Origin of the sequence: Pseudomonas koreensis (genome assembly GCF_024169245.1) — a bacterium.
Classification (GTDB): domain Bacteria; phylum Pseudomonadota; class Gammaproteobacteria; order Pseudomonadales; family Pseudomonadaceae; genus Aquipseudomonas; species Aquipseudomonas koreensis_F.
Genome location: NZ_JALJWP010000001.1, coordinates 354,345 through 365,325, shown reverse-complemented (window position 1 = coordinate 365,325; position 10,981 = coordinate 354,345). Strand labels below are relative to the sequence as shown.

At 60.5% G+C, this 10,981-nt stretch carries 9 protein-coding genes and 4 tRNA genes; 8 read left to right on the top strand and 5 right to left on the bottom strand.

The window, feature by feature from the left end:
- Positions 1-4: 4 nt before the first annotated feature.
- Entirely contained in the window at positions 5-1,021 is a 1,017-nt protein-coding gene (locus J2Y90_RS01685) for an outer membrane protein assembly factor BamD (RefSeq protein ID WP_016773139.1), read from the bottom strand.
- A 151-nt stretch (positions 1,022-1,172) separates the two neighbouring features.
- Between J2Y90_RS01685 and rluD the strand changes: the two genes are divergently transcribed.
- The 8 genes from rluD (at position 1,173) to J2Y90_RS01645 (ending at position 8,052) form a co-directional block, all read left to right on the top strand.
- Positions 1,173-2,135, top strand: a complete 963-nt coding sequence (gene rluD / locus J2Y90_RS01680; protein WP_016773140.1) for a 23S rRNA pseudouridine(1911/1915/1917) synthase RluD — start codon at positions 1,173-1,175, stop codon at positions 2,133-2,135.
- Positions 2,132-2,854, top strand: a complete 723-nt coding sequence (pgeF, locus tag J2Y90_RS01675) for a peptidoglycan editing factor PgeF (protein ID WP_253495990.1) — start codon at positions 2,132-2,134, stop codon at positions 2,852-2,854. Before rluD ends, pgeF begins: the two co-directional genes overlap by 4 nt.
- Before the next feature lie 131 nt (positions 2,855-2,985).
- Positions 2,986-5,550 carry an ATP-dependent chaperone ClpB gene (gene clpB, locus J2Y90_RS01670; RefSeq protein WP_016773142.1) on the top strand — a complete coding sequence of 855 codons (2,565 nt, stop codon included), beginning with the start codon at positions 2,986-2,988 and terminating at the stop codon, positions 5,548-5,550.
- A gap of 297 nt (positions 5,551-5,847) precedes the next feature.
- Positions 5,848-5,923 (top strand) — tRNA-Asn (locus J2Y90_RS01665).
- Between the two features lie 9 nt (positions 5,924-5,932).
- A tRNA-Pro gene (locus J2Y90_RS01660) sits at positions 5,933-6,009 on the top strand.
- Between the two features lie 5 nt (positions 6,010-6,014).
- Positions 6,015-6,090, top strand: a tRNA-Lys gene (locus tag J2Y90_RS01655).
- A 97-nt stretch (positions 6,091-6,187) separates the two neighbouring features.
- Positions 6,188-6,264, top strand: a tRNA-Pro gene (locus tag J2Y90_RS01650).
- Positions 6,265-6,426: 162 nt separating this feature from the next.
- Entirely contained in the window at positions 6,427-8,052 is a 1,626-nt protein-coding gene (locus tag J2Y90_RS01645) for a methyl-accepting chemotaxis protein (RefSeq protein ID WP_253495988.1), read from the top strand.
- Positions 8,053-8,208: 156 nt separating this feature from the next.
- Here J2Y90_RS01645 and J2Y90_RS01640 read toward each other — a convergent pair whose 3' ends face one another.
- From J2Y90_RS01640 to J2Y90_RS01625, 4 genes are all read right to left on the bottom strand, one after another.
- Complete coding sequence (locus J2Y90_RS01640; protein WP_253495986.1) at positions 8,209-9,507, bottom strand: NAD(P)/FAD-dependent oxidoreductase; 1,299 nt, start codon at positions 9,505-9,507, stop codon at positions 8,209-8,211.
- 66 nt (positions 9,508-9,573) lie between these two features.
- The gene (locus tag J2Y90_RS01635; protein WP_007909875.1) at positions 9,574-9,747 is read right to left on the bottom strand and encodes a DUF3094 domain-containing protein; all 174 of its coding nucleotides are present in this window, start codon (positions 9,745-9,747) and stop codon (positions 9,574-9,576) included.
- A gap of 51 nt (positions 9,748-9,798) precedes the next feature.
- Complete coding sequence (locus J2Y90_RS01630) at positions 9,799-10,326, bottom strand: MOSC domain-containing protein (protein ID WP_253495984.1); 528 nt, start codon at positions 10,324-10,326, stop codon at positions 9,799-9,801.
- Positions 10,323-10,949, bottom strand: a complete 627-nt coding sequence (locus tag J2Y90_RS01625; RefSeq protein ID WP_007909887.1) for a DUF1780 domain-containing protein — start codon at positions 10,947-10,949, stop codon at positions 10,323-10,325. The genes J2Y90_RS01630 and J2Y90_RS01625 overlap by 4 nt, the downstream gene beginning before the upstream one ends.
- Between the last annotated feature and the right edge of the window lie 32 nt (positions 10,950-10,981).

Here is a 10,981-nt window from a genome sequence, read left to right as displayed (position 1 = left end):
GTGATCAGTCGAACACGCCGAAGGTCATGTAGCTGAACCACGAGCGGTCAGTGTCGCTGGATTCCGGCTCCGGCTCTTCGATCACGTCGCCGTTTTCGTCTTTAGGCTTGAGCTCGTTCGGGATCGCGTCTTTCGCGTCCTGGAACTGCTTCTGCACGTCCTGGTTGGCGCGGGTTTCGCCCGGCGGAAGCGGTGGACGGGATTCGATCAGGCCCAGCGTCGCCTTGCTCAGGAACGAACGGTTGTCGGCCTCGGCGACCCGTGGCACGAACTGGCCGTCCTGCAGGCTCGGGTGATCCGGGTAGTTGAGCTTGAGGGTTTCCAGGCTGGTGGCCGCCAGATCGTCGAGGTGCAGACGCTGGTAGGCTTCGGTCATCACCGCCAGGCCGTCACCGACCGATGGGGTTTCCTGGAAGTTCTCGACCACGTACTTGCCACGGTTGGCAGCGGCTACATAAGCCTGACGCGTCAGGTAGTAGTCAGCGACGTGGATTTCGTAGGCGGCCAGCAGATTGCGCAGGTAGATCATGCGCTGCTTGGCGTCCGGCGCGTAGCGGCTGTTCGGGTAGCGGCTGGTCAGCTGCGCGAACTCGTTGTACGAGTCACGGGCGGCGCCCGGGTCACGCTTGGTCATGTCCAGCGGCAGGAAGCGCGCCAGCAGGCCGACGTCCTGGTCGAACGAGGTCAGACCCTTGAGGTAATACGCGTAATCCACGTTCGGATGCTGCGGATGCAAACGAATGAAACGCTCGGCGGCGGACTTTGCGGCTTCCGGCTCGGCGTTCTTGTAGTTGGCGTAGATCAACTCCAGCTGAGCCTGATCGGCGTAGCGACCGAACGGATAACGCGACTCCAGAGCCTTCAGCTTGGCTGTAGCGCTGGTGTAGCTGTTGTTGTCCAGATCAGTCTGAGCCTGCTGATACAGCTCGGCTTCGCTGAGGTTTTCGTCTACGACTTCCTTCGATGAGCAAGCAGCGGTCAATGCGAGGATGGCGATCAGCAGCAGGTGTTTCACTTGCATGGCGGCTTGCGTCCCTATGACGGCCGCTGTCTTGGGCGGGGCCGTCCTGTTATGATGAGCGCCCCGTTGAAAAGCCTCGGGGCAAAAGACGCCGTATTTAACCACAAGCGCGCAGCCGAAACCAAAGGCTGTGCCGACGCCCAGTCCGAGCATGTCCGATAAAATAGAACTTCGCGCAGAGGTGCCGTCCGAATTGGGCGGCCAACGCCTCGATCAAGTCGCCGCCCAACTCTTCGCTGAGCACTCACGCTCGCGCCTTTCCGCCTGGATCAAAGAAGGCCGCCTGACTGTGGACGGGGCGGTGATCCGTCCGCGCGACATTGTGCATGGCGGTGCCGTCCTTGAGCTGACTGCCGAGCAGGAAGCCCAGGGCGAGTGGATCGCCCAGGATATCGAGCTCGATATCGTCTATGAAGACGACGACATCCTGGTGATCAACAAGCCTGCAGGCCTGGTGGTGCACCCGGCTGCCGGTCACGCCGATGGCACCCTGCTCAACGCTTTGTTGCACCATGTGCCGGACATCATCAATGTCCCGCGTGCCGGTATCGTGCATCGTCTGGACAAGGACACCACCGGTCTGATGGTGGTCGCCAAGACCATTCAGGCGCAGACCAAGCTGGTCGCGCAATTGCAGAGTCGCAGCGTCAGCCGCATCTACGAGTGCATCGTGATCGGCGTGGTCACCGCCGGCGGCAAGATCAACGCGCCGATCGGTCGTCACGGCCAGCAGCGCCAGCGCATGGCGGTGATGGAAGGCGGCAAGCCTGCTGTCAGCCACTATCGGGTGCTCGAGCGTTTCCGTTCGCACACCCACGTGCGGGTGAAGCTGGAAACCGGTCGGACCCACCAGATCCGGGTGCACATGGCGCACATCAACTTCCCGTTGGTCGGCGACCCGGCATACGGCGGGCGTTTCCGCATTCCGCCAGCGGCCAACCCGACCATGGTTGAATCCCTCAAGCACTTCCCGCGTCAGGCCCTGCATGCGCGCTTCCTTGAACTCGATCACCCGACGAGCGGTGAGCGGATGAGCTGGGAATCGCCATTGCCGGAAGATTTCGTCTGGCTGCTGACCCTGCTCAAGCAGGATCGCGAGGCCTTCGTCGGATGAACTGGCTGACGCCGGACTGGCCCGCGCCGGCCAGCGTCAGGGCCTGTGTCACCACCCGCGAGGGCGGTGTCAGTGAGGCGCCGTTCGATAGCCTCAATCTGGGTGATCACGTCGATGATCGTCCAGAGGCGGTGGCCGAAAATCGCCGCCGTTTGACCGATCACTTCGCCATACAGCCTGCCTGGTTGCAGCAAGTGCACGGCATTACCGTTGCGCATGCTGATCCGGGCATCGTTGCGACTGCAGACGCCAGTTGGACGGCAACACCGGGAATCGCCTGTGCGGCGATGACAGCGGATTGCTTGCCAGCCCTGTTCTGCAACCGTGCCGGCACCTGTGTTGCGGCAGCCCATGCCGGTTGGCGTGGCTTGGCGGCGGGCGTACTTGAAGCCACCCTCGACAGCCTCGATGTTGCGCCGGAAGACGTTCTGGTCTGGCTCGGCCCGGCCATCGGCCCGCAAGCCTTTGAAGTCGGCCCGGAAGTACGCGAAGTCTTCGTCAATCAGTTGCCGGAAGCGGCGACAGCCTTCGCGCCGAGCAGCAATGCCGGCAAGTTCATGGCTGACATCTATCAACTGGCGCGCCTGCGTCTGGCTAAGCGTGGTGTTACCGCTGTTTATGGGGGCGGTTTCTGCACCGTGAGCGATCCGCGCTTCTTCTCTTACCGCCGTGCGCCTCGCACTGGTCGCTTTGCCTCCCTCGTTTGGCTCACCCGCTAGACTTGCCTGACCTGTATCAACCATCCGACGCTTGAATCTTGCAGAATCGACCGCATCTATAGCGGTATCTGGCAGGTTTCTTTATTCAGGATGGTTTCTTAGGTCCGGCCTGCTCAAAAGGAAGGTGACCCATGCGTATAGACCGTTTAACCAGCAAATTGCAGTTGGCCCTGTCCGACGCCCAGTCGTTGGCGGTTGGCCACGATCATCCGGCCATCGAGCCGGCGCACTTGATGCAGGCCATGCTTGAACAGCAGGGCGGTTCGATCAAGCCGCTGCTGATGCAAGTAGGCTTCGACGTCAACAGCTTGCGTAAAGAGCTGACCAAAGAGCTCGACCAATTACCGAAAATCCAGAACCCGACCGGCGACGTGAACATGTCGCAGGATCTGGCACGTCTGCTCAATCAGGCTGACCGTCTGGCTCAGCAGAAGGGCGACCAGTTCATCTCCAGCGAACTGGTGCTGCTCGCCGCGATGGACGAGAACAGCAAGCTTGGCAAGTTGCTGCTCGGCCAAGGCGTGAGCAAAAAAGCCTTGGAAAACGCGATCAACAACCTGCGAGGTGGCGAAGCGGTAAATGACGCCAACCACGAAGAGTCGCGTCAGGCGCTGGACAAGTACACCGTCGACCTGACCAAGCGCGCCGAAGACGGCAAGCTCGATCCGGTGATCGGCCGTGACGACGAAATCCGTCGCACCATTCAGGTTCTGCAACGGCGTACCAAGAACAACCCGGTCCTCATCGGTGAACCCGGCGTGGGTAAAACCGCGATCGCTGAAGGTCTGGCCCAGCGCATCATCAACGGCGAAGTGCCGGATGGCCTGAAGGGCAAGCGCCTGCTGTCGCTGGACATGGGCGCGCTGATCGCCGGTGCCAAGTATCGCGGTGAATTCGAAGAGCGCCTCAAAGGCTTGCTCAACGAGCTGTCCAAGCAGGAAGGGCAGATCATTCTGTTCATCGACGAACTGCACACCATGGTCGGTGCCGGTAAGGGCGAAGGCTCGATGGATGCCGGCAACATGCTCAAGCCTGCGCTGGCTCGCGGCGAGCTGCACTGCGTCGGCGCGACCACGCTCAACGAGTACCGCCAATATATAGAGAAGGACGCGGCGCTCGAGCGGCGTTTCCAGAAAGTCCTGGTGGACGAGCCGAGTGAAGAAGACACCATCGCGATTCTGCGTGGCCTCAAGGAACGTTACGAGGTTCACCACAAGGTGGCGATTACCGATGGCGCGATCATCGCCGCGGCCAAGCTCAGCCATCGCTACATCACTGACCGGCAGCTGCCGGACAAGGCCATCGACCTCATCGACGAGGCCGCCAGCCGTATCCGTATGGAGATCGACTCCAAGCCGGAAGTACTCGATCGTCTCGAGCGCCGCCTGATTCAACTGAAGGTGGAATCCCAGGCGCTGAAGAAAGAAAGCGACGACGCAGCGAAGAAACGCCTGGAAAAACTCCAGGAAGAAATCGAGCGTCACGAGCGTGAGTACTCCGATCTGGAGGAAATCTGGAACTCGGAAAAAGCCGAGGTGCAGGGTTCTGCGCAGATTCAGCAGAAGATCGAACAGTCGCGACAGGAACTGGAAGCCGCACGGCGCAAAGGCGACCTGAACCGCATGGCCGAGTTGCAGTACGGGGTGATCCCGGATCTGGAACGCAGCCTGCAAATGGTCGACCAGCACGGCAAGAGCGAAAACCAGTTGCTGCGCAGCAAGGTGACCGAGGAAGAGATTGCCGAAGTTGTGTCGAAGTGGACCGGCATTCCGGTGTCGAAAATGCTCGAAGGCGAGCGCGACAAGCTGATGAAGATGGAGAGCCTGTTGCACAAACGGGTGATCGGTCAGGAAGAGGCAGTCGTGGCCGTGGCCAACGCCGTGCGGCGTTCCCGCGCCGGGTTGTCCGACCCGAATCGTCCGAGCGGCTCGTTCATGTTCCTCGGCCCGACCGGTGTCGGTAAAACCGAGCTGTGCAAGGCGCTGGCCGAATTCCTCTTCGACACGGAAGAGGCGATGGTGCGCATCGACATGTCCGAGTTCATGGAGAAACATTCCGTGGCTCGTCTGATCGGTGCGCCACCGGGTTACGTCGGCTATGAAGAGGGCGGTTATCTGACGGAAGCGGTGCGTCGCAAGCCGTACTCGGTGATCCTCATGGACGAAGTCGAGAAGGCGCACCCGGATGTGTTCAACATCCTCCTGCAAGTGCTTGAGGATGGCCGTCTGACCGACAGTCACGGGCGTACGGTGGACTTCCGCAACACGGTGATCGTGATGACGTCCAACCTCGGCTCGATGCAGATCCAGGAGCTGGTCGGTGATCGTGAAGCGCAGCGTGCTGCTGTGATGGACGCGCTGACCTCGCACTTCCGGCCGGAGTTCATCAACCGCGTCGACGAAGTGGTGATCTTCGAGCCGCTGGCACGCGACCAGATCGCCGGGATTACCGAGATCCAGTTGGGCCGTCTGCGCAGTCGTCTGGCCGAGCGCGAGCTGAAGCTGGAGTTGAGCCCGGAGGCGATGGACAAGCTGATCGCCGTCGGTTACGACCCGGTGTATGGCGCGCGTCCTTTGAAACGGGCGATTCAGCGCTGGATCGAAAACCCGCTGGCGCAGTTGATCCTGTCGGGTCATTTCATGCCTGGCGACACCGCCACCGGCAAGGTCGAGAACGACGAAATCGTTTTCGGCTAAGCCTCAGCGGCAATGAAACCGGGAAGGCCTCGCATTGCGAGGCCTTTTTTTCGCCAGGCTGTTGAACTCAAAGGAAAAGGCTTGTAAAGTGCGCCCCGCAGTCAGTCACCGGCAGCGTTTCAACCCACCGGGTTGGAATCTGAAATAAGTTGCAAATCATTAACTTGAAAGCAATTTAGGGGGTTGACAGAGGTGTTCTAGGTTGTAGAATAGCGCGCCTCAGACACACGAACGCAGCGATGCGAAAGGGTGTCGAGAAGCAACAAAGCTTCACCGTTGTAACTTGAAATATGTAGTTCCGTGATAGCTCAGTCGGTAGAGCAAATGACTGTTAATCATTGGGTCCCAGGTTCGAGTCCTGGTCACGGAGCCAATTTCAAATCGGGGTATAGCGCAGTCCGGTAGCGCGCCTGCTTTGGGAGCAGGATGTCAGGAGTTCGAATCCCCTTACCCCGACCATATTTGGGTCGTTAGCTCAGTTGGTAGAGCAGTTGGCTTTTAACCAATTGGTCGTAGGTTCGAATCCCACACGACCCACCATTTTTGAAACCAGTTTGCGCTGGGATCGAATCTTAAGATCAGAGGCCAAAAGCGCTGATCGAAGAAGGCGATCTTTGAAAGGTCGCCTTTTTTTTACCGGGGTATAGCGCAGTCCGGTAGCGCGCCTGCTTTGGGAGCAGGATGTCAGGAGTTCGAATCCCCTTACCCCGACCATATTGAAAATCCTCGTATCGAAAGATACGGGGATTTTTTTTGCCTGCCGGAAGGCGAATCCCTTCAAGTCGTCATACAACCTGCCGATAGCCCGCTAACACGAGGGGACGGCCAACGCTTCGCCCCTTGAATCTGGCCATTACAAGAATAAGGGCGTTCGTCATGTTGCTTCGTCAGTTGAATATTGCTCCCCGGGCCGCCCTGGGATTTGCCCTGATCGCGGTGTTGGTGGCCTTGCTCGGTGTGTTTGCGCTGGGGCAGATGTCGAGCATTCGCGACAGTGAGGTAGCGGTGGAGAACCGCTGGTTGCCAAGTATTCGTGGCGGCGACGAGATCCGCGAACTGATGCTGCGCATCCGCACCATTTCCCTGCGCATGGCGCTCGATCAGGATCCGGCCAACATCGCCACCTATCGCGGCCAGATGGACACCCGCGACAAGGAGCTGAGCGAGAAGATCGCCGCCTACGACAAACTGGTCGACACGGCCGAAGGTCAGCAGCTGTATGACCAGTTCAAGAAAACCTTCGCTGCTTATCGCACCGGGATTGCCCAGTCATTCACTCTCGCCGAGCAAGGCAAGCGTGACGAGCTGACCAAATTGCTGCTGGTTGACATGAAGACCGTGGTCGACGGTTCCGGCAAGCAACTCAACGATCTCGCCGATCTGTTTGCCCGCCAGGTTGCCGCCGAAAGCGAAAAGTCCGCCGCGCATTATGAAACCTCGCGGACCATCGTCACTCTGTTCATTGCCTTGGCGGCGCTGGCCACGGTGGCGCTGGCGATGTTGCTCACACGCAGTATCGTGCGTCCCTTGAGCAGCGCCGTGGATGCCGCTGAAAGTGTGGCCAAGGGCGATCTGACCCGACCGATCGAAACCCATGGCAACGACGAAGTCAGCCGCTTGCTCAAAGCCCTGGCGACGATGCAGCAGAACCTGCGCGAAACCCTGCAAGGCATCAGCGGCTCGGCGACGCAACTGGCCACGGCCGCAGACGAACTCAGCGCCGTCACCGTCGACAGCACCCAAGGCCTGCAGCAGCAGAACAACGAAATCGAACAAGCCGCGACCGCCGTCAACCAGATGACCGCTGCGGTGGAGGAGGTAGCACGCAACGCCGTGTCGACGTCCGATGCCACGCGCCAGTCCAGTCAGTCGGCGCGATTGGGCCAGGAGCGCGTCAGCGAAACCGCCAGCGCGATCAATGCACTGGCCAGCGACGTGCAGCACACCGGCGAACTGGTGCAGTCGCTGGCCAATCAGTCGCAAGACATCGGTAAGGTTTTGGACGTGATCCGCGCCATCGCCGAGCAGACCAACCTGCTGGCGCTCAACGCCGCCATCGAAGCGGCACGCGCGGGTGAAAGCGGTCGAGGTTTTGCGGTAGTGGCCGATGAGGTGCGTGCGCTGGCGTATCGCACCCAGCAATCGACGCAGGAGATCGAGCAGATGGTGCAAGGCATGCGCAGCGGCTCGAGCCTGGCGCTGGATTCAATGCAGGCCAGCGCGTCGCGTGCGGCGAGCACCTTGGTCCTGGCCGAGCGGGCGGGCGAGGCGCTGGTGACGATCACGGCTTCGGTGCACGAGATTCACGAGCGCAACCTGGTCATCGCCAGCGCTGCCGAGGAGCAGGCGCAAGTGGCGCGGGAGGTGGATCGCAATCTGGTGAACATTCGCGACCTGTCGGTGCGTTCGGCTGCGGGTGCTGACCAGACCAGCGCGTCCAGTCATGAGCTTTCGCAACTGGCCAACGCGCTACAGGGCATGGTGCGACGCTTTCAGCTCTGATGGACAGAGATCAATTGCAGGCCTTCGCCTGCTGATTTGCGCACAACACGAAACAATGTGGGAGCGAGCTTGCTCGCGAAGGGGCCGAATCATTCAACGACAGTGTTGACTGACCCACCGCTTTCGCGAGCAAGCTCGCTCCCACAGGTTGGCGCTTTAGTGCAATTTCAGACGCGGCTCGGTACCACGGCCGATTTTGCTGCCGAGCATGAGCATTGCTGTGCGAAATGGTCCGTACAGCGCCATCTGGTGCATGCGGTACAGCGACACGTAGAACATCCGCGCCAGCCAGCCTTCAAGCATCACGCTGCCGGTCAGGTTGCCCATCAAGTTACCCACAGCAGAAAAGCGCGACAGCGAAATCAGCGAGCCGTAGTCGGTGTACTTGTACTCCGGCAGGGTCTTGCCTTCGATACGCAGTTTCAGCGACTTGGCCAGCAACGATGCCTGCTGGTGCGCAGCTTGTGCACGCGGGGGCACGTTGCGATCGGTCCCCGGTTGCGGGCACGCCGCGCAGTCACCGAAGGCGAAGATGTTTTCGTCGCGGGTAGTTTGCAGGGTTGGCAGCACTTGCAGCTGATTGATGCGGTTGGTTTCCAGGCCGTCGATGTCCTTGAGGAAACCCGGTGCGCGGATGCCGGCGGCCCAGACTTTCAGGCTGGCCTTGATCTCGTTGCCATCGGCGGTGATCAGGCTGTCGGCGGTGACTTCGCTGACCGCAGCGTTGGTCATCACATTGACCCCGAGCTTCTCCAGGGTCTTGTGTACCGGCCCACTGATCCGCTCCGGCAGGGCAGGCAGCACCCGTGGACCGGCTTCGATCAGGGTGATGTGCATGTTTTCCGGTTTGATACGGTCCAGACCATACGCCGCCAGTTCATGCGCCGCGTTGTGCAGCTCTGCCGCCAGTTCGACACCTGTGGCGCCGGCGCCGACGATGGCCACGCTGATCTGCTCGATCACATCAGTCTGCCCGGCATGGGCGCGCAGATAGTGGTTGAGCAATTGCTGATGGAAGCGCTCGGCCTGTTTGCGCGTATCGAGGAACAGGCAGTGCTGCGCCGCGCCCTGAGTGCCGAAATCGTTGGTGGTGCTGCCGACGCTGATCACCAGCGAGTCATAGGCCACTTCACGCGCCGGTACCAGCTCGACGCCGTTTTCGTCGTAGGTTGCCGCCAGCTGGATCTTCTTCTGCGCTCGATCGAGTCCGCTCATGCGCCCGAGCTGGAACTCGAAGTGGTTCCATTTCGCCTGGGCGACATAATTGAGTTCGTCTTCGGAAGAGTTCAGAGAACCGGCGGCCACTTCGTGCAGCAGCGGTTTCCAGATATGGGTCAGGTTCGCGTCGACCAGCATGACGCTGGCCGTGCCACGCTTGCCCAGAGTCTTACCCAGACGGGTAGCCAACTCCAGACCGCCGGCGCCGCCGCCGACAATGACAATACGATGGGACATAGGGATAACTCGCAAGGTTTTTAAAGGAAATCTTTTTCGCAGTTACCCAAGCGAGCGCCAGGCAGCTCATAGCGTCAGGTAACTGATAAATCGGCTCAACAGGCCCAGACCAATGGTCACTGCCAGCACCAGCACCAGGAGCATCCACGGCCGGAAAGGCCGGCGCTCGACACGGTGTTGGGACAGTTGCAGGTACTCTTCGACATGCTTTTGGTCTTCGGGGTTCAGGCGGCTGGTCATATTTGCCTCGTCAGGTAGACGTTACTGAATGAGCACAAGCTACAGCGGTGTTCAGCCGGGGTGGAACGGCGCATAGCCGCTGTCCGGGACCGGTTCGACGCGTACCTCATCGTCGAGGCGAATGATGCCGCTTTGTAACACCCGGGCGGTGATTCCGCCATGCCCGCGCACGGCTTGAAAAGTGCCCGGGCCAAGGTTGTTCTGCAAACGTGCGCAGGGCTGACACCAGCCAGTGGTTTCGAGTATCGCCTGCCCGATGCGAAAGCGCCGCCCCTTGAGACTGAACAAATTGATTCCGCTTATAACGAGATTGCGCCGCAGATCTTCAGGCCTGACCGGTTGATCGCCGGGGCGGCCCATCAAGGCGTTGATCACCGCCAGGTGTTCCCACTGAATCAGCGTCACCTGTCGCGCATTGCGGACGCCTGGGCGGGCGTGGTCGCCAGTGAGTCCGGCCTCCAGCCGCGCCTCGACCGCATCGAGTTCAAGCATCGGCCCACGGGATTCTGGACGCACACCGATCCAGCGCACCCGGCCCGTTTGCGGAACCTCGGCGATCAACTGCTGCAGCGGCGTCACAGGCTGATACCCACGTCGAACACAATGCTGCGGCCGAGGTTGCTGCGCAGAAAGTCCGGTGCGTCGGGGTGGGCGAACAGCACGCGGGCGAACGTCGGGCCGACCAGCGACAGCGAGCGCCAGCCCTGACGCAGGTATTCGGTCGGTGGCGGGAAATGACTGTTGAGATCGAGCACTTCGCGCTTGAGGCTGGCGAAGGCGATGATGTCCAGTTCTCCCAGATCCATGCCGCGCTCCTTGTAGTTGTGCGCCTTCTTGCGCAAGGTCGGCGCCAGGCGCAGGAGAAATTCATTGGCCGGGATGCGTTTCGGTTTGGCTTCGCGGCGCACCAGTTGGCTCAGGGAAAACGCGCTGCGGCGGCGCTGCAATTCATCGCGCCATTCATCGTTGAGGCGACGGCCTTCGTCGAGGACGAAAAAAACTTCGAAGTTGGCGTCGCGGAACAGCACGTCCGGCGGTTCACCGGCCGGGGCGAACTCGTCGGCACGGTAGGGGATGTTCAAGCCTTGCAGCAGGCGCTGGCAGACCCAACGCTCACGCTCCCATTTGCGGGCATTGGACAGGAACGCGTTGGCTTGCTCGGCCGCGATGGTCAGCAAGCGTAAATAATCTGAATCATCCATAAGCCCAAGCTTAGCGTCCAAATGCGACAGGC

Excerpts from the sequence above, each read along its gene's own strand:
- J2Y90_RS01625 (WP_007909887.1), bottom strand. The coding sequence starts at position 10,949 with ATGGATGATTCAGATTATTTACGCTTGCTGACCATCGCGGCCGAGCAA.
- J2Y90_RS01685 (WP_016773139.1), bottom strand. The coding sequence starts at position 1,021 with ATGCAAGTGAAACACCTGCTGCTGATCGCCATCCTCGCATTGACCGCT.
- J2Y90_RS01645 (WP_253495988.1), top strand. The coding sequence starts at position 6,427 with ATGTTGCTTCGTCAGTTGAATATTGCTCCCCGGGCCGCCCTGGGATTT.
- J2Y90_RS01640 (WP_253495986.1), bottom strand. The coding sequence starts at position 9,507 with ATGTCCCATCGTATTGTCATTGTCGGCGGCGGCGCCGGCGGTCTGGAG.
- clpB (WP_016773142.1), top strand. The coding sequence starts at position 2,986 with ATGCGTATAGACCGTTTAACCAGCAAATTGCAGTTGGCCCTGTCCGAC.
- J2Y90_RS01635 (WP_007909875.1), bottom strand. The coding sequence starts at position 9,747 with ATGACCAGCCGCCTGAACCCCGAAGACCAAAAGCATGTCGAAGAGTAC.
- pgeF (WP_253495990.1), top strand. The coding sequence starts at position 2,132 with ATGAACTGGCTGACGCCGGACTGGCCCGCGCCGGCCAGCGTCAGGGCC.
- rluD (WP_016773140.1), top strand. The coding sequence starts at position 1,173 with ATGTCCGATAAAATAGAACTTCGCGCAGAGGTGCCGTCCGAATTGGGC.